The 17959-nt window shown below is 64.7% G+C and carries 20 protein-coding genes; 6 read left to right on the top strand and 14 right to left on the bottom strand.

The window, feature by feature from the left end; translation table 11 throughout:
• Positions 1–4: 4 nt before the first annotated feature.
• From JQ591_RS27560 to JQ591_RS27540, 5 genes are all read right to left on the bottom strand, one after another.
• Entirely contained in the window at positions 5–1309 is a 1305-nt protein-coding gene (locus tag JQ591_RS27560; protein ID WP_211399152.1) for a tetratricopeptide repeat protein, read from the bottom strand.
• Positions 1306–2496 (bottom strand): AAA family ATPase, encoded by a 1191-nt coding sequence (locus tag JQ591_RS27555; protein ID WP_249137809.1) that lies wholly within the window; start codon positions 2494–2496, stop codon positions 1306–1308. Before JQ591_RS27555 ends, JQ591_RS27560 begins: the two co-directional genes overlap by 4 nt.
• 5 nt (positions 2497–2501) lie before the next feature.
• Positions 2502–3128, bottom strand: coding sequence for a hypothetical protein (locus JQ591_RS27550; RefSeq protein ID WP_211399150.1), 627 nt, complete (start codon positions 3126–3128; stop codon positions 2502–2504).
• Positions 3129–3209: 81 nt separating this feature from the next.
• Positions 3210–4169: a helix-turn-helix transcriptional regulator gene (locus tag JQ591_RS27545; RefSeq protein WP_211399149.1), complete on the bottom strand. Its 960-nt coding sequence runs from the start codon at positions 4167–4169 to the stop codon at positions 3210–3212.
• Positions 4170–4435: 266 nt separating this feature from the next.
• Complete coding sequence (locus JQ591_RS27540) at positions 4436–4717, bottom strand: hypothetical protein (protein ID WP_211399148.1); 282 nt, start codon at positions 4715–4717, stop codon at positions 4436–4438.
• Between the two features lie 97 nt (positions 4718–4814).
• Here JQ591_RS27540 and JQ591_RS27535 point away from each other — a divergent pair, with 97 nt between their 5' ends.
• Complete coding sequence (locus JQ591_RS27535) at positions 4815–5054, top strand: hypothetical protein (RefSeq protein ID WP_211399147.1); 240 nt, start codon at positions 4815–4817, stop codon at positions 5052–5054.
• Between the two features lie 295 nt (positions 5055–5349).
• Complete coding sequence (locus JQ591_RS27530) at positions 5350–5595, top strand: hypothetical protein (RefSeq protein ID WP_211399146.1); 246 nt, start codon at positions 5350–5352, stop codon at positions 5593–5595.
• Positions 5596–5661: 66 nt separating this feature from the next.
• Here the strand turns inward: JQ591_RS27530 and JQ591_RS27525 are convergent, their stop codons facing one another.
• The 4 genes from JQ591_RS27525 to fliI form a co-directional block, all read right to left on the bottom strand.
• Positions 5662–6714 (bottom strand): anti-sigma factor, encoded by a 1053-nt coding sequence (locus JQ591_RS27525; protein ID WP_211399145.1) that lies wholly within the window; start codon positions 6712–6714, stop codon positions 5662–5664.
• A gap of 51 nt (positions 6715–6765) precedes the next feature.
• On the bottom strand, positions 6766–7311 hold the full coding sequence (locus JQ591_RS27520; protein ID WP_211399144.1) for a sigma-70 family RNA polymerase sigma factor: 546 nt from the start codon (positions 7309–7311) through the stop codon (positions 6766–6768).
• Positions 7312–7489: 178 nt separating this feature from the next.
• The gene (gene fliJ, locus JQ591_RS27515) at positions 7490–7909 is read right to left on the bottom strand and encodes a flagellar export protein FliJ (RefSeq protein ID WP_211399143.1); all 420 of its coding nucleotides are present in this window, start codon (positions 7907–7909) and stop codon (positions 7490–7492) included.
• 121 nt (positions 7910–8030) lie between these two features.
• Entirely contained in the window at positions 8031–9356 is a 1326-nt protein-coding gene (gene fliI / locus JQ591_RS27510; RefSeq protein WP_211399142.1) for a flagellar protein export ATPase FliI, read from the bottom strand.
• A 443-nt stretch (positions 9357–9799) separates the two neighbouring features.
• Here fliI and ctrA point away from each other — a divergent pair, with 443 nt between their 5' ends.
• The 4 genes from ctrA to JQ591_RS27490 all read left to right on the top strand — a co-directional run bounded on the left by ctrA (position 9800) and on the right by JQ591_RS27490 (position 12681).
• Positions 9800–10501 (top strand): response regulator transcription factor CtrA, encoded by a 702-nt coding sequence (ctrA, locus tag JQ591_RS27505; RefSeq protein ID WP_007600544.1) that lies wholly within the window; start codon positions 9800–9802, stop codon positions 10499–10501.
• 169 nt (positions 10502–10670) lie between these two features.
• Positions 10671–11075 (top strand): DUF350 domain-containing protein, encoded by a 405-nt coding sequence (locus JQ591_RS27500; protein WP_211381727.1) that lies wholly within the window; start codon positions 10671–10673, stop codon positions 11073–11075.
• Between the two features lies 1 nt (position 11076).
• Positions 11077–11517, top strand: coding sequence for a hypothetical protein (locus JQ591_RS27495; RefSeq protein ID WP_211399141.1), 441 nt, complete (start codon positions 11077–11079; stop codon positions 11515–11517).
• Between the two features lie 3 nt (positions 11518–11520).
• Positions 11521–12681: a glutathionylspermidine synthase family protein gene (locus JQ591_RS27490; RefSeq protein ID WP_211399140.1), complete on the top strand. Its 1161-nt coding sequence runs from the start codon at positions 11521–11523 to the stop codon at positions 12679–12681.
• Between the two features lie 49 nt (positions 12682–12730).
• Here the strand turns inward: JQ591_RS27490 and JQ591_RS27485 are convergent, their stop codons facing one another.
• The 5 genes from JQ591_RS27485 to JQ591_RS27465 all read right to left on the bottom strand — a co-directional run.
• Complete coding sequence (locus tag JQ591_RS27485) at positions 12731–13603, bottom strand: CheR family methyltransferase (RefSeq protein WP_211399139.1); 873 nt, start codon at positions 13601–13603, stop codon at positions 12731–12733.
• Entirely contained in the window at positions 13600–14802 is a 1203-nt protein-coding gene (locus JQ591_RS27480) for a protein-glutamate methylesterase/protein-glutamine glutaminase (RefSeq protein ID WP_211399138.1), read from the bottom strand. Before JQ591_RS27480 ends, JQ591_RS27485 begins: the two co-directional genes overlap by 4 nt.
• Positions 14803–14876: 74 nt before the next feature.
• On the bottom strand, positions 14877–15242 hold the full coding sequence (locus JQ591_RS27475) for a response regulator (protein ID WP_007600538.1): 366 nt from the start codon (positions 15240–15242) through the stop codon (positions 14877–14879).
• Positions 15243–15314: 72 nt separating this feature from the next.
• A complete protein-coding gene (locus tag JQ591_RS27470) occupies positions 15315–15785 on the bottom strand; it encodes a chemotaxis protein CheW (RefSeq protein ID WP_211399137.1) in 471 nt (156 codons plus the stop codon).
• 31 nt (positions 15786–15816) lie between these two features.
• Positions 15817–17959: hybrid sensor histidine kinase/response regulator (locus JQ591_RS27465; RefSeq protein ID WP_211399136.1), on the bottom strand; the 2143-nt coding region annotated here is incomplete at its 5' end.

The raw sequence follows: 17959 nt of genomic DNA, 5'->3' as shown, positions 1-17959 counted from the left end.
GGGGTCAATCCGGCATGGGTTGCAGGGGACGCCTGTTCAGACCCACCTGAAGCTGGATCAGATCCAGGCTGGACAGTTCCTTGCCGAGTTCGGCAAGACGCGTCCGCGCCTTCTCGTTATTGCCGTCCCGGTTCGCGAGCAGATACATCGCGTAGAGCATTTTGACGTCTCGCGGCCCCAGGCCGTCGTCGAGCAAACTCGCATATGACATGGCGCAGCCCGGATGCCCGGTCTGGTCGACGCAGCGCTTCAGGAGTTCCATCCCGCGGCCGACGTCGAGCTGTCCCGATTTTGCGGCGTAGTCGAGATAGTAGTTGGCGAGCCCCTGGAGCGCAGACGGCTCGTTTCGCTCTGCGGCCAGTTCGAGCCATTTGAGCGCGTCGGACGGATTGTCCGAAACGCCCGCCATGTAGGCGTACATCCTGCGCAGACCGACCACCGACTGTGCCTCGCGATTGCCGAGCACGGCGCTCTTCTCGGCGAGGCTGTCGCCTTCGACATCGTCCTTGGCCACACCGCGGCCGGTGAAATACATGTCCGCCAGGAATAGCATCGCCTTGGGATCGTTGCGGTCGGCGGCGAAGCGAAGGTATTTTGCTGCCCGCGCGGGATCGATGCTCCCCATCCAGCCGGACATATAGCCCATGCCAGCAACGCGCGAAGCGTCGGCATCGCCGGTCGCGGCAGCCTTCAGGATCAGCTTCTGTCCCTTCTCGAGATCGTTCTGAAGGCCGGGCGTGCCGATAATGTATAGCGCGCCGAGCACCGACATTGCCTTGACGTCACCTTTTGCGGCGGCGGCCTCCAGATCGAGTGCACCAGCGCGCAATGCGCCGTTCTCGGGTTGCGCCATGGTGGCAAGGCCACGAAGCAGCAGCACGCGGGGATTGCCGGCGTCGGCGCCCTGCAACAGTTGAATCGATTTGAGCGAATGCTTGCTGCGATAGGCCCGCCATGCCTCGACCAGCGTGGCCCGCAGCGGCTCCGCGTCGCCGGCAAAATGCGTCTCGTCGAGCCCAAGCTCGTTGAGGCGCGGCAGCGCTGCGTTGTTGCGGCGGCCGAGCCGCGCGATGTCGTCCTGCGTCCTGATGTCCTTTTCGGAAACCGGCGCTGACGCAGGCAGACGATTCGGCAGACCGACCGAAGGCAAGGCCTGCAACCCGTGAATGAAGAACAGCACGATCGCGCCGATGACCGCGAACTCGGCGAACCCACGAAACGTTGCGTTGGCGGCGTGGAGATCGAGCAGAACCCGAAGTGGACCCTTGCGCTCACGAACCAGGAATTGCTGCTGAGCGGCTGCGCTCATCCCGCGACCTCGCGCTGCTGCGATGGGCCTGCCGTGTCGGCGCCCGCGTCGACTACCTCGATACGGATGCCGTCACGTTCGCGCACGAGCCGAACCTCGTGGGCGCCGCTGCTGCGCGCCTCGATCAGGCCGTCGGTGATCTGCCGCTCGATCGCGCGTGTCATGTCGCGGACGCCGCCCTGCACTCGGCCGGAGAGCTGATCGATTGCGCTCAGCAGGATCTGAGGGTCGATGCCGCCGCCTGCTACCTTCAGGCCGAACTGGGAGGCGATCGCCTCCATCTCGAGGGCGACAACCCGCGCGATATCCAGCCCCTTCAGCGGCCGGAAAGCGAAGACGTCGTCGACACGCGACAGCACCTCAGGCGCAAACTGCGCATCGCCGAGGGCCGCCTTCGCCAGCCTGCCCAGTTCCTCGGCGGATTCGGTCGTCAGATCGGAAAGCTCGGCGATACGGCGGGAAGCCGCATTGGTGGTCAGGACGAAAATGGCCCCGTTCGTCGCGATACGCGCGCCATCGCTGACCTCGGTGATGAAGCCGTCGTTCCACGCGGTCAGGAAGCGCTTGTGCACCTCGGGATGGGCCTTCTCGAATTCGTCGAGGAGGACGACAGCATCAGGAACGTCGCGTAGCGCAGCCGTCAAGGAGCCGTAGCTGCCCGAGCCGACATAACCCTTGGCCTGCCCGAACAGGCTTGCTGCCGCATGCGGCTGCCCGAACTGGCTCATGTCAAAGAAATGCAGATGGTTGCGGCCGCCGTAGAGTTCCTCGCACAGCACCTTCGCGAAATGCGTCTTGCCGACACCGGGAGCTCCAGCGAGGCAGAATACGGCGAGCGGCTTGTCGATCCGCCGTGCAGCAATCCGGCGTCGCAATTGTTGCGCAATCGCCTTGATCGCGTCACCCTGTCCGACCACCTTGGCGCTGATGCGCCGCGCCAGGTCTTCCGCATCGATGGTGATGAGGCTCTTCGTGCGCTTTTCGTAAGCCTGCTCAAGGCTGGCCTTGTTCGACAGCCGGTCGAGAATATCCATGACGAACCTCGGAAGATAGGACGCGCTGTAGAGAAAAATGGCGACGGCCGCGACGAAGGCGGCGATCACCAGCGAAACGGCAAGCGGAAAAGAGGCATGATCGATGCTGATCACGACCAGCAGCAGGACGAGCCGCCCCAGCCACGGATTCATTCCAGTCACGGCACCACCTCGATTTGTTCGCCGGGCTGCATGATCCGCATCGGCATGACGCCGGCGCTAGTTGCAAAAGCCACGGTGATGCCGCCCTCCACGCCATCGCGAACTGCGGTCACGTGGATCGGGCCGCCATCCGCAAGGATCGCGACGGGCGTCCAGCCCTTGGTCAAGACGATCTGCTGGGTAAGCCCGGACGATTCGACCGCGATGGTATCGCCATCGGGATCCATGCTGTCGGTGAAGACGATCCAGCCGATGCGTTGACGGCGTTCGGCCACCGCACGGGCGATCTCGGCGCGCTGCGGGCTTGCGATCTTCAACGCTGCAACGGCGGAGGCGACCGCGTCGCGATCGTCCGCTGGCACAAAGGTCACGACATTGGCCGAGAGATCGTCGGGCCGCTGCGGCACCTTGTCAGCATGGCCGGCCGGCGCAGTGAGCGCAAATGCGCCGCCGCCGATCACGCCGAGAATCAGCAGGGTCGGAACCAGGCGCGAGGATTGCTGGGCTGGGACGAGCGGTGACGGTTCGAGCTGCGGCATGAGGAAGGACTTGCACGGGAACGACTTCCCGGACAAGTTGCATGGCCGATCACAGGAACCCGTTAACGCGCGCGCATCATCCACCCTTGGCCCGGAAATGGGTTAGCGCTGGCCTACGGGTTCGTTTCAATTTTAAGCATCGCAGCCGGGCAGCTCGGCGCAGCCTCAAGCCTCGCGCAGTTCCGACGGCGTCGCGCCAAAGCGCTTGCGGAAGGCGCGGTTGAAATAGGACAGATCGGAGAACCCCGACGAGTGCGCGATGTCGCTGATCTTGCGTATCCTGGCGCGGGGATCGCCGAGCAGCTTGCGCGCCTGCAGCAGGCGCTGCTCCAGCACGAATTCGGTGAAGGTCGTTCCGGCTTGCTCGAACAGACGCTGTGCCTGGCGCGGGCTCAGGCCGGAGCGCGTGGCGATCTCGGACAGGCAGAGGTCGTTGCGGCCAAGCGCAGCCATCACGTCGGCGCGCATGAGATCGAGACGGGCCGCCGCCTGTCCACGGCCGCGCGCCAGGCTTGCATGTTCGGTGTCGGTGCCGAGCAGAAGGCCGACGAGATCGACCATGTGCTGCGCGCTGAGGCGCTGGCCGACGGCGTCGAGATGCGGCGCGTGATGGGCGGCAAGGGAGTGGTAGCGGAAGATCGTCTCGGCGACCGCCCCGTCCGAGAGCACTTGCGACAGCTTGTCCTCGGCACGCGGATTGATCTCGAGCAGCGCGCGGCGCGGCATGCGGATGGTGGTGAAGCGATCTTCCTCGGTGTGTCCGACGGTGCCGGTGATGCCCATGTCGACGAGCACCATCTGCGCGGGCGCAAGCTCCACGGAATGGCCGTTCTGTCCGACGCGGACGAGACCCGCATGTGCCGCGATCAGGACGAGATCGTCGCTGCCGTCGGCAAGGTGGCTCTGGGTGCGAGAATATTGCGCGGAGGCGCCTTCGGGAATGGCGAGCGCGATATTATCGACCACGCTGACCTGGAGCCGGCAATCGATGCTGTCGCCCCGGCTCGGCCCGATATCCAGACCGCAGGAACCGAAGGTCCGCTCGCGCCAATGTTCGAACGCCGGGCCGTGTGGCAGCCCCGCATATTGGTGAATGAAGATGCCCGACGTTTTCGCTGCATCCATCTGATTTCTCGCCCCTCTCCGGCACCATGATCGGCGGCGCCGACTGCAAATTCCGGGCATTTGACGCCGCGAAATGCGCAGAGGTTCAAATCGGAGGCGGATTCGGCGGGATTTGTCGAAATACGACGGCGGGACGGACCGGGGCGACAGTTTTGCGTGCTTGCAGCCAGTATGGAGCAAAGCGGAATGCGGGTTTGCTGGCGACGCCAGAAAGCTCCGGACGGCGACCGCGTGCAACAGCCCGTACCATTCGCTCGAAGGCGCTCTTACTGTTGGCACCTCACCACGCAGGCCATCATCACCAGATCCCGGACATTGAAATCGCCGACCATATGCTGACCGGGTTCTTGCGCGACCTGGCTATCCCTGCGACCGGCGGTAACAATGGCACGCTGCGAGCGTTCAACGGAGGTGAATGCCTTGTTCGCGCGCCAGATGGAAATCAGCTCGTGGGATGACACGAACGCTACCACCATCAAGAGGGAGCCGTTCGATAGGATCGAGTTGTTCTTTTTCAAGCAATCGGCAGCAGCGTTCACTGCGATCATCGACGAATCGCTTCGTTGATTTCGAACGCAAAGTAGTTTAACCAACGACAAATAATTCCTTTCTTTTCATCAATCGCGTTTTGTCTCTGGGGGGACCATGATCAAAACTCTGATGATTGCCGGCGCGCTGATAGCACTGAGCCTCACCGTTTCTTCGACTTCCAACGCCGCGGAACGAGTCAAAAACCGTTCAGCCCAAGGGGATGCTTGCCGTGCCGCCGCCGGTGGTGGCTTCACAGCCGACGACTGGAACGCCCGCACCGTTCCGGAGCCGAAAGCCACCAAGTATCGAAATTGCATGGCGCAGGCCCAGGCCAAAGCTGACAAGGCCAAGTAATCGGCGGGATGCATCATGAAAAAATATGTTGCAGTCGCGCTCGCCGCCACTGCCGTCTATTTGGTCCCCTCCGTTGCAGTCGCAAAGGACGATGCCCTTGAGGCCACCCGAGCCTGCATGGTGCGCCACGGCGCCACCCGCAAGCCGGATGGCAGCGTTTGGCTAGGTGGCGGTCGCGCAAATGCCGAAGGCATGCGCGCCAAATGCCGCCGCGAAGCTGGCTACAAAGCAAGCTGAAGAATTACAGCCCGGTAACGCACAACTCCTTTCGGTACCGCACCCCAGGAGAAAATCCGTGAAGGCAATGAAGATCCTTTTCGCTGCCGCTGCCATGCTCGCCGTTTCGGGTTCCGCCCACGGCGGTTCGTGGAGCTGCTCGGCCAACAACATGGTCACCGGCCACTACGACGGCGGCGCCACGGCCTACATCCATCTTTCTGGCTTCAACACCGGCAGCAACTACCCGGTCCGCAAGAGCGGCAACAAGGCCACCGGCGTCACCAAGAACGGGACCCCATTCACCTGCCGGTCGTCGAACTGATCCCTGCCGGCATTGCCTGTCTCACCTCCCGCGGCTACGCACGGGCCACCTCTGGCAGGCAAAGCACTATTTCTTCGCGGGCGGCTGCGACGGCGGCACGGTCTCGATCAGCTTGCCGGAAAATACCGGCGCCGAGGTCGGCTGGCCGTTGGGTGAGCCGCCCGTCTGCTCGACGGTGACGGCGTAGGTCGCGCCGTTGACGACGTCGGCATCGTACGAACCGAGCACCGGTCGTGCGGTGAAATCGCCTGTACCGATCACACCAAGCGAGCGCGGGCGCGGCAGCTTGTCGGAGATCAGCCAGAGCTCGAAACTCTTGCCGGGCTCCGGTGTCGCGCCCACCTTGCGCACGGTGAAGTTCTTGGTCGCACCGTCGATGGTGAGGATGAAGGCGGGACCTCCGCCCTGGCCCTGCAACAGCGCGACATATTGCGACGACGCCGGCAGCGGCGCCGGTGTCTTGACCTCGACCGTCTGGATCCGCACTGCCGGTCGCAAGCCGCCCGGCAGCGCCTCGGGCTGGAATATCTGAAGCGACAGCGTCACGAGCAGCGCGGCCGCGAGCGCACCGACGGCGGATGCGATGGTGCGCCAGCGCTTCACGCGGCCCTCGAGCCGGATCACATTGCTGTTGTCGGCGACCGGCGTCTGCGGCGCACGCGCGACCTCCGGGTCTGGCGCGTGGACCTGCGGCATGAATATCGGCACGACGTCGGGAATCGCATCGGATGCCGGCCGCGCCGTTTCGTCCTGCTCCGCTGCGGAAGGCTGCGGCCCCGGTTGCTGCATGGTCTCCGGCGGCACCTGCGGAGGCACGGCGTCGAGCGAGGAAAACTCCGGCACAGGTGGCGGCGGCGCGACGTCCGGCAGCGCCGGCGGCTCCTGCGCAAAGGCTGTCCGCGCGAGCTCGGACCTGATGTTCTCCCACACGATCGGACGTGGCTCGATCGAGCCGACCATCTGGTTGAGGACGCCGATTCGGTGCGCCCAGGCCTGCACGATCTCGGCGAACGCCTTGTCCACCGCCATCATGGTCTCGACCTGCGCGCGCTCGCCTGCGTCGAGCGTACCGAGCGCATATTCCGCGGCGAGCGCGATATGGTCCTCCGTATAGGCCATCACTTGCGGTCCAGACCCACCCTCACAGTATGAGCTCTCATAGCCCGACTCTCATAGCCCAAGACATTCGCGAATATCCAACATGCTGCGCCGAAGCCACGTCTTCACCGTGTTGACGGGCGCCGCGAATTTCTCCGCCAATTGCTCGCGGCTCCAGCCGTTGTAATAGGCGAGAAGCACGAGCCTCTGGCGATCCGGCTCGAGCCGGCCGATGCATTCCAGCAGCCGCTTCAATTCCTCGGTCATCTCCCTCCGCGCCAGCGGATCGGGGCTATCGCTTGCGACTTCCATCGCCTGCGGCTCTTCCTCGATGGAGACTTCCGTCTTCTTGCGCACGATGTCGATGGCGCGGTTGCGCGCGATCGATGCCATCCACGTGATCGGCGACGACAGAGCGGGATTGAACTGGCCGGCGCTGCTCCAAATCTTGACGTAGGTCTCCTGAATGACCTCCTCTGCGAGATCCTGTCGGCGCAAGATACGGAGCACGACGCCATAGAGTTTCGCGCGCGTGGCGACGTAGAGGCGCTCGAACGCGGCCTGGTCGCCCTGCGCTACCGCCCCAATCAGCCCGACCAGCTCTGCTGGCGTCAGCATTCACCCCCCCAATGCGCGGCCCGTCGCGTTCCGCGCAGGCCCTGGCACTCCACCACCATAGCGCGCGACAAAGCCGACCACCAAGGGGGCGCGGCGGCACACTGTGGACAGCACATGCGAAAACCCGGCCCTTGCGGTCCGGGTTTTGCAAATTCTCGCAGATCTGGCGGCTAGCGCCTCAGGCGACGGCGCCCATGCGGGCGCGCATCAGGCCGATGCTGTCGAGGTCGGCCTGCTCGCGGGCGTTTTCCTCGGCGCGTTCGCGGGCCTGATCGCGCTCGTCGAGGAGCTCGACCTTCTTCAGCTCCTCGAAGGCTTCGGCCAGCGCAGCCTTGGCTTCGTCGAGCTGGCCCTTCAGCTCGTCGGCCGAACGGGTCAGGTTCTCGCGGCGCTGGATGGCAGCCTTGGCATAGGTCGGATAGGCGAAGTGCGAGGGATCGTTGATCCCGGCACGATCCTGCTCGGTCGAGATCTCGCGTTCGAGATCGGTCGACATCCGCTGGAAGTCGGCGATCATCGTCTCGATCTGGGTGACCCGGCGGCGCTTCTCGTCGACCTGAAATTTCTTCAGGCGGATGAGGGTATCACGTGACTTCATCGACTCGTACTCCCCAGAAGTCCCTTGGCTGCACGTGGGACAACACCGGTCTCCCCACAGGCCCGACTAGGGCCAAGACCGGCTCTGCTACTCTGTGAGATGGGATGATGACCGGACAAAGTTAGCGTTCCGTTTCCAAATTACCGAGGATTTGCGCCAACTGGCGGTAGCCGTCCGCCAGCGATGCATTTTCGTCCTTGCGCTGGCGCAGGAAGGCCTCCAGCGGCTCGTGCAGGCGGATCGCCTCGTCGACCTCGGGGCTGGAGCCGGCGCGGTAGGCGCCCAGACGGATCAATTCCTCCATGTCGGCATAGGTCGCCATCACCTGGCGTGCCCGCTGGATGGTCGGCCAGAACTGCGGGTCGGCCGATTTCGGCATGGTACGGGAGACGGATTTGAGGATGTTGATCGCGGGGTAGCGACCGCGCTCGGCGATCGATCGCTGCATCACGATGTGGCCGTCGAGGATGCCGCGGACGGCATCCGCGATCGGCTCGTTATGGTCGTCGCCATCGACCAGCACCGTGAAGATCGCGGTGATGGCGCCCTCCCCCAGGCCCGGACCGGCGCGCTCCAGAAGCTTCGGCAGCTCGGTGAACACGGTCGGCGTGTAGCCCTTGGCGGTCGGCGGCTCGCCCGCGGACAGGCCGATCTCGCGCTGGGCCATGGCAAAGCGCGTCACCGAATCCATCAGACAAAGGACGTCCTGCTCCTCGTCGCGAAAATATTCGGCGACCGCGAGCGTCAGATACGCTGCCTGGCGGCGCATCAGCGCCGGCTCGTCGGAGGTCGCGACCACGACGACGGAACGCGCCAGGCCCTCCTCGCCGAGGTCGTCCTGCAAGAACTCCTGCACCTCGCGGCCGCGTTCGCCGATCAGCCCGATGACGCTGACCGCGGCATCGACGTTGCGGGCAAGCATCGACAGCAGCACCGACTTGCCGACGCCGGAACCCGCGAAGATGCCCATGCGCTGGCCGCGGCAGCAGGTCAGGAACGTGTTCATCGCGCGCACGCCGAGATCGAGCGGCGCGCCGACGCGCTTGCGCGAGTGCGCCGGCGGCGGCGAATTGCGGTACGGCATCGGCGCCGGGCCCTGCGGCAGCGGCCCCTTGCCGTCGATCGGCTCCCCCAGCGCATTGACGACGCGGCCGAGCCAGGCCGCGCAAGGCCGCACCTGATTTGCGGCATTGGCGATGACGGCCTTGCAGCCGCGCCGCACGCCGTCGAGGCCGGCGAACGGCATCACGACGGCGTTGTTGCCGGAGAAGCCGATCACCTCGCAGGGGATGGAACGGTTGCCGCCGGTCTCGATCACGAGCCGCGCGCCGACCGACATCGCATGGATCGGGCCGGCCACCTCGACCATCAGGCCGCGCACGCCGACCACACGGCCATAAATATTTATGCCGTCGATGTCGCCGATCTGTTCGGCAAGAGCCTTCATTGGACAGCCTTCATCGGAGAGCCTTCACAAGAGGGCCTTCATGAGGTGATCGCCCTCGTAATCCGGGGTTTCGTGGCGAAAACCTTAAGTTTCGCCATATTTCTGAACGGCGCTTAACTTCGTGTTTACCCGCATCGTTAATCATTGCGTCACTGTCTTTGTGACTGAGCGTGGCTCCCCTTCAGAAGAAGGTTGAGTCGCGGGAGTCGGTTAGGCCCGTCTCTTAAAGTGGAACTTGAACGCAACCGGATAACGAAAGCTGCTTCGCGCACAAGACCTTAGGGCGATTCGACGAAAATTGCATCTACAGGGCTTGCGTTCCAGAATCAGAATTTGTTAACCATCTGTTGTCAGGATCCGAATCAGTTGTTCAAAGGCGTTTTGTTGTGTGCCGCGAATGCGGCCGACCTGACGCCCAGGAGCGGCGACTATGGGGAACTGGCATGCGCGTTTTGCTGATTGAAGATGACAGCGCCGTCGCGCAGTCGATCGAGCTGATGTTGAAGTCTGAGAGCTTCAACGTCTACACGACCGATTTGGGGGAAGAAGGCGTCGATCTCGGTAAATTATACGATTACGACATTATCCTTCTCGACCTCAACCTGCCCGACATGTCCGGCTACGACGTGCTCAAGCAGCTCCGGGTCTCCAAGATCAAGACACCAATTCTGATCCTCTCCGGCCTCGCCGGCATCGAGGACAAGGTCAAGGGTCTCGGCGTCGGCGCCGACGACTACATGACCAAGCCCTTCCACAAGGACGAGCTGGTTGCCCGCATCCACGCGATCGTGCGCCGCTCCAAGGGCCATGCCCAGTCGGTCATCCAGACCGGCGACCTCGTCGTCAACCTCGACACCAAGACGGTGGAGGTCGGCGGCCAGCGCGTGCATCTGACCGGCAAGGAATACCAGATGCTGGAGCTGCTCTCGCTCCGCAAGGGCACGACCCTCACCAAGGAAATGTTCCTCAACCACCTCTATGGCGGCATGGACGAGCCCGAGCTGAAGATCATCGACGTCTTCATCTGCAAGCTGCGCAAGAAGCTCGCGAATGCCTCGGAAGGCCGCAACTTCATCGAGACCGTGTGGGGCCGCGGCTACGTGCTGCGCGAGCCGCACGAGGTCGAAGAGCGCATCCCCGCCTGATCCTGGGTTTACCCGCGAGCCCTTCGGGGCTTGCTCCTCCCAGCCTGGACCCCGCCGCAAATGGCGGGGTTTTGTTTTTTGGGGACGCGAACGCGGCCTCATCGTCCTGCCGCCGTTGAACCGCTATCCTTCCCCCGCCGACGAATGGTCGCTGCACGATGGGGGAACGATGATCCTGCAATCACTCGCCGGCCTGCCCGCCTTCCTGGTCTATTTCTGCACCGGGCTGATCGCCATCGTGGCGTACCTGTTCGTCTATACCCGCATCACCCCGTACAACGAGTTCCAGCTGATCCGCGACAACGAGCCGGCCGCGGCGATCGCGCTCGGCCTCAGCCTGCTGGGCTTCGTCGCGCCGCTGGTCAGCGCCATCGCGCATTCGGCCAATGTGCTGGATTGCCTGATCTGGGCGATCATCGCGCTGATCGTGCAGATCATCGTGCTCTTTCTCGTGAGGGTGCCGGTGCCGAATCTGCCGGCGCGGATCGCGGCAGGCGAGCTTGCGCCCGCGATCTGGCTCGGGCTGTCTTCGCTCGCCGCGGGCCTGCTCAACGCCGCCTGCATGATCTACTGACATGGCCGACAAGCCCTCCAAAAAGGAGTTCGGCAAGCGCCGGCCGGCGGCCGGACCGCCGCCTGCACAACAGCCGGCGAAGCGCTCCGGCCATGTCGCGCTGCTGGTGATGGGCACGATCGCGGTCGGCACCACCGCCTACACGCTGATCCCGCGGCAGAATTGCGAGCCCTCTCCTGCCGGGGCGATAGTCCCCGGGGCGACAGTCCCCGGGGCCACAGCCCCCGGCGCGGGAGCGCCGGTGCAAGCGAGCACCGCCTGCACCGGCAGAAGCAGCTCATCGAGCGGCGGCGGCAGCTCGCGCTGGTCGTCGCGATCGAGTTTCTTCAGCAGTGACTCGTCGAGCCATTCCTCGTCGGGAACGTCGTCCGATTCAGGCTCCGGCGGCGTGAGCCGCGGCGGCTTCGGCTCGTTTGGCCATGGCTTCTCTGGCGGCGGCTGACCCATGCAACGCATCGTCTGCCCCGAGCGCGATGACTGGCGGCAGACTGCCGAACAATGCGGCTTCGCCTTCCACACCATCGACGGCGAGCGCTATTGGGACGAGCGCGCCTACTACGCCTTCACGCTCGACGAGATCGAGCGCGGCATCGAGACGCCGACCGGCGAGATCGACGCGATGTGCCTGGAGCTCGCCGGCCGCGTCATCGGCGACGAGCGCCGTCTGCGGCGCTTGAAGATACCGGAGGCGTTCTGGAGCCTGATCGCCGAGAGCTGGGCGCGAGACGACCGCAGCCTCTATGGCCGGCTCGATCTGAAGTTCGACGGCAAGGGCCCGGCAAAGCTGCTCGAATACAACGCGGATACGCCGACCTCGATTTTCGAAGCCGCGGTGTTTCAATGGACCTGGCTCGAACAGGCGATCGAACGGCGCATCATCCCGTCACGCGCCGACCAGTTCAACTCCATCCACGAACGACTGATCGAAGCGTGGAAGCAGATTGCAGCTAGCCGCCATGTCCATCTCACCGGCACCACAGGCAACGAGGAGGACGCCGGCACGCTCGCTTATCTCGAAGACACCGCGCGCCAGGCGGGACTGGCGACCACACTGCTCGACATCGAGGCGATCGGCTGGCGCAATGATGCCGGCGGCTTCGTCGATCTCGACGACCGCGACATCGCGCTCGCCTTCAAGCTCTATCCCTGGGAATGGATGTTCCACGACAGCTTCGGCGCAAAGCTCAAGGACGCACAGACACGGTGGATCGAACCGCCGTGGAAGGCGGTGCTCTCCAACAAGGGCATCCTGCCGCTGCTCTGGGAGATGTTTCCGAACCATCCCAATCTGCTGCCGGCGTTCTTCGAGGACGATCCGCGGGCAGCCGAGCTCGGCAGCTCCTATGTGCGCAAGCCGCTGCTGTCACGCGAAGGGGCCAATGTCACGCTGGTGTCCGGCGGAATGCCGCTCGACGAGCAGGCAGGACCCTACGGCGCCGAGGGATTCGTGCGGCAGGCGCTCGCGCCGCTGCCGAATTTTTCGGGCTTCTATCCGGTGGTGGGAAGCTGGCTGGTGGATCACGAACCCTGCGGCCTGTCGATCCGCGAGGACGAGAGCCCGATCACCGGCAACGGCTCACGGTTTGTGCCTCACGCGATCTTGTAAGGCTCGCTTTCTTCCCCTCTCCCCTTGTGGGAGAAGGGAAGAACGCAGATCACCGCGCCGCTGCCACCTTCAACGACGGCGGCATCAACCCGCCCATCGGACGGCCGGAGCGTGTCGGGTTGAGCTGATAGAGACCACGACGGTCGGCGATCGGACGGAACGCGTCGGTGATGCCGACGACGGATTCGGCGGCGCCAAGCAGCAGCGTACCGTCGGCCTCCAGTCCCTTCGCCATGCGTTCGAAGATCACCGCCTTGGTGTCCTGGTCGAAATAGATCAGCACGTTGCGGCAGAAGATCACGTCGAACGTGCCGAGATGGGAGAAGTCCTGCAACAGATTGAGCTGGCGGAACTGCACCATCGCGCGAATGTCGGCATTGAGCTGCCAGACATCGCCCGCTTGCGTGAAGTATTTCATCAGGTGCTGGATCGGCAGGCCGCGCTGCACCTCGAACTGGCTGTAGACGCCGGCCTTGGATTTCTCCAGCACCTCCTGCGACAGATCGGTGGCGACGATCTCGATGCGCCAGCCGGCGAAGGCTGCGCTCATCTCCTTCACGCACATCGCGATCGAATAGGGCTCCTGTCCCGTCGACGACGCCGCCGACCAGATGCGCAGCGACTTGCGCGCCGCGCGCGCCCGAAGCAGCCCCGGCAGGATCGTTTCGCGCAAGTGATCGAACGGGATCTTGTCGCGGTAGAAGAAGGTCTCGTTGGTGGTCATCGCTTCGACCACGTCGCTCGCAAGCCGTCCGTCGCCGTTCCTGATCTTCAGCACGAGATCGGGAATGCCGGGAAGGCTCGCCTTGCGGGCCAGCGGCAGGAGCCGGCTCTCGACCAGATATTGCTTGTCTGGGGAGAGATCGAGGCCGGAGCGCTCTTTCAGGAATTTGCGCAGATACTCGTAGTCAACCGGCGTCACGAGCGGTCTCCCGCGAACAGGCGATTGACCCGGGCGCCGATCTGGTTGAGCGGCAGGATCGCCGCACAGATGCCGGCATTGGCCGCCGCGCCCGGCATGCCCCAGACCACGCTGGAGGCTTCGTCCTGCGCGATCACGCTGCCGCCGGCGGCGACGATGTCCTTGCCGCCGCGCATGCCGTCCGAGCCCATGCCCGTCAGGATCACGGAGAGGATGGCGCCATGCCAGATGTCGATGGCGGAGGTGAATAGCGGATCGACCGCGGGCTTGCAGAAATTGACGGCGGGGCCGTCGTCGAGCGCGATCGCCACGTCGGCGCCGCTGCGCACGACGCGCATGTGCTTGCCGCCCGGCGCAAGATAGATGCGGCCCGGCTTCACCGGCTCGCCATCGACCGCCTCGGCCGCCGGCTTGCGGCTTGAGCGCGCCAGATGCTCGGCGAGAATGGTGGTGAAGGTCGGCGGCATGTGCTGGGTGATCAGCACCGGGAAGCGGTCGATCACGGGGCCGAGTTCGGTGACAAGCGCCATCAGCGCCTGAGGGCCGCCGGTCGACGAGCCGATCAGCAGCACCTTCGGTGCCTGGGTCGAGAACGGACGCGTGGTCAGCGCCGAGGACGACGACGGCGCATGCACGGCCGGAGCCGCCGCGGGCGCGGCAGGCCGCGCGACAACCGGTCCACGTGCAGCCGGAGCCGGGTTTGCGGGCGCCAGCGGCGGGCTCGCAACCGCGGGCTTGCGGCGAAGCCGTGCGCCGAGGTGGCGGATCTTCTGGATCAGGTCGTGGTGGAAGATGTCCGCAGCCGACGCCTCGCGCGTCGATTCCGGCTTCGGAATGTAGTCGGCCGCGCCGAGCGACAGCGCCTTGAAGCTGATCTCCGCGTTACGGCGGGTCAGCGTCGAGGCCATGATGATGACGAGATCGCGCTTCTTCGCCAGGAGTTGCGGCAGCGCCGAGATGCCGTCGAGCTCGGGCATTTCGATATCGAGGACGGCAACGTCGGGGTTGATGCGTTCGATCTGGTTGACCGCCTCGAGCCCGGTGCGCAGCGAGGCCGCGACCTCCATGTCATGCTCGGCACCGACCCAGCGCGAGATCAGACCGCGAATGACGACGGAATCATCGACGATCATCACCCGCAACGGTCCGGCGTCCCGCGACGAGCCCGGGGTCGAATTACCTGCGAACGCAACACTCATTACTCACCAACTCAGACTGAAACGGTCAGTTGAAAACAAACGCCGAAGGAGCCGTTCAGCCTCCGGGCGGTCGCTCAGATAAGGCCGACTTCCTGGAATTTCGCCGTCACGATGTCTTTGTCGAACGGTTTCATGATGTACTCGTTGGCGCCGGCGTGCAGCGCGCGCGCGATATGCGCGACGTCGTTCTCGGTGGTGCAGAACACCACCTTGGGCTGGTCGCCGCCGGGCATGCGCCTGAGATGGCCGAGGAACTCGTAGCCGTCCATCACCGGCATGTTCCAGTCGAGCAGGACCGCGTCGGGCAAGCCGCGCTTGCAGGCCTCCAGCGCCTTCTCACCGTCCTCGGCTTCGAGGATCTGGAAGTCGAGGCCCTCCAGGATCCGGCGCGCAACCTTGCGGATGACGCTGGAATCATCAACGACGAGACAAGTTCGCATGTGAACCTCTGCTTCCACCCCCTTTGCGGGGGCACTTCCAATTGCAGTTACGTCGGCGGATGTGCCGGCGTATCAGGCCGCCATCATCTCGGGCGCGAGCTCGAGGACGCGGTCGACGTCGAGGACGACCATGAGCTGGCCGTCGAGACGGTGGACACCGCCGGCAAGCTTGGCCATGCGGGGGTCGAGATTGACGGGGTTTTCTTCCATGCCGTCCTCGGCAAGCCGCAGCACTTCGCCGATCTGGTCGATCAGCAGGCCATAGGATTCACCGCGCAGGTCGACACCGACCGCCATCGGGGTCTTGCCGTCCTCGGGCTTGGGCAGGCCGAGCCGGGCGCGCATGTCGACCACGGTGACGATGCGGCCGCGCAGGTTCAGCACGCCCGCGATCTCGCGCGAGGACAACGGCACGCGGGTGACGCGCTCGGGCATGAACACGTCCTGGACGCGGGAGATCGGCAGGCCGAACAGCTGGCCGCCGATCATCGCGGTGACGTATTCGACCATGGCGCCTTCGCCGGATTGGGTCTTCTTGGTCATGTGCGTATCTCCTGCTCCATCCCGCTGGGGTTTACGCTGCTGCCCGGCTCAGCTCGGAGGCACCGGCGGCGCCCGCGGTCTGTTCCTTCAGCGCCGCGATCAGACCGGGACGGTCGAACTTGGCGACATAGTCGTGGAAGCCGGCCTGACGGCCGCGCTCGATCGCCGCCGGCGACACCAGCGCGGACAGGCCGATGATCGGCATCGAGCCCAGATTGCTGTCGGAACGGATGGTCTCGGCAAACTCGAACCCGTTCATGTCGGGCATCTCGATGTCGGTCAGGACCACGTCGAAGCTCTGCGCGCGCAGCGCGGCCAGGCCCTCCTGCGCGGTCGGCGCGGTGCGGACGCGGTAGCCGGCCGCCTTGAGCACCGGGGCCAGCATGTTGCGGAAGAACGCGCTGTCGTCGACCAGCAGCACCGATTGCGAGTGCAGCGACGGCTTCATCTCCTTGCGGGTGAACCAGTCGGAGAACGCCATCGGCAGGAAGTGGCCGACGTCGATCACTTCGGTGGCCTGGCCCTTGATCACGGCCGAGCCGAGAATGCCGGAGGAGGATCCGCCGACCTCGATGTTGAGCCGTTCCTCGACGATGTCGATGATCTCGTCGACGACGAGGCCCATGGAGCGGCCGTCATCGGAGAACACCAGGATCGGCTGCGCGCCCTGGCTCGCGATGGTGACGCTCTCCATGGCAACGAGCGGCATCAGCTGCTCGCGGTACTGCACCATGTAGCGGCCGTTCGAGAACTCGATCTTGTCGGCCGGGAGCTCTTCGAGGCGCGTGACGAGCCCGAGCGGGACCGCCTTGGGCTGGGACGAGCCGGCGCGGAAGACCAGCAGCGAGGTGGTCTGCTCGCCGCTGCCAATGCTGTGAGTCCCGTTCTCGTTGCCCATGTCATGGGCCGAGGAGCCGGCGGCGCCGAGCGCCTTGGCAATGCCGTTGGGGTCGATGATCATGATGACCGCGCCGTCGCCCAGGATGGTGTTGCCCGAGAACATGTCGATGTGACGCAGTTTCGTCGACATCGGCTTGACCACGATTTCTTCGGTGTGGAACACGCCGTCGACGACGATGCCAAAGGTCTGGCTGCCGACCTGCGTCACCACGATGAAGCCGTTCTCGGGATCCGAGACGGCGCCGTCGTCGATCTTGAGCAGCTTCTTGAGGTGGATCAGCGGCAACAGCTTGTTGCGCAACCTGAGAACCGCGGTGTCCTTGATGCGCTCGATGCGGTGCTCCGAGTTGGCGCGGGCACGCACCAGCTCGACCACGGAGAGCTGCGGGATCGCAAAACGGTCGCCGGCGGCTTCCACGATCAGCGCGGAGACGATGGCGAGCGTCAGCGGGATCTTGATGGTGACGGAGGAGCCTTCACCGGCGACCGACTTGATGTCGATGGTGCCGCCGATCTGGTCGATATTGGTGCGCACCACGTCCATGCCGACGCCGCGTCCCGACACCGAGGTGATGGCGGCCGCGGTGGAGAAGCCCGGCGCGAAGATGAACTTGTGGATCTGGGCTTCGCTCATCTTCTCGAGCTCGGCCTCGGTGACGAGCCCCGAGGAGATCGCCTTGGCCTTGATCTTGTCGGTGTTGAGGCCACGGCCGTTGTCGGCGATGCAGATGATGATGTGGCCGCCCTCGTGATAGGCGGACAGGCGGATGGTGCCCTGCTCGCCCTTGCCGCCGGCGAGACGCTCGGCGGGGGTCTCCAGGCCATGGTCGGCGGAGTTGCGCACCATGTGGGTGAGCGGGTCCTTGATCAGGTCGAGCACCTGGCGGTCGAGCTCGGTGTCGGCGCCGTGCATCTCCAGCTCGATCTGCTTGCCGAGTTCGCTCGAGAGGTCGCGAACGATGCGGGGCAGCTTCTGCCAGGCATTGCCGATCGGCTGCATGCGCGTCTTCATGACGCCTTCCTGCAGCTCGGCGGTGACGTTGGACAGCCGCTGCAACGGCACCTTGAACTCGGTGTCCTCGTTGCGGCGGGAGATCTCCAGCAGCTGGTTGCGGGTCAGCACCAGCTCGGAGACCATGGTCATCAGATGCTCCAGCGTATCCACGTTGACGCGGATCGACTGGTTGGCGATGCGGTCGCCCTCGACGGCGCCCTCCTCGGCGATCGACTTCTTCGGCGCGGGCTTTTCCTTGGGCGCCTTGGTCTCCTTGGCT

Source organism: Bradyrhizobium canariense (assembly GCF_018130465.1).
Lineage (GTDB): Bacteria > Pseudomonadota > Alphaproteobacteria > Rhizobiales > Xanthobacteraceae > Bradyrhizobium > Bradyrhizobium canariense_C.
The sequence above is the reverse complement of the archived record's forward strand: the minus strand, read 5'-3'. Positions and strand labels throughout refer to the sequence as shown.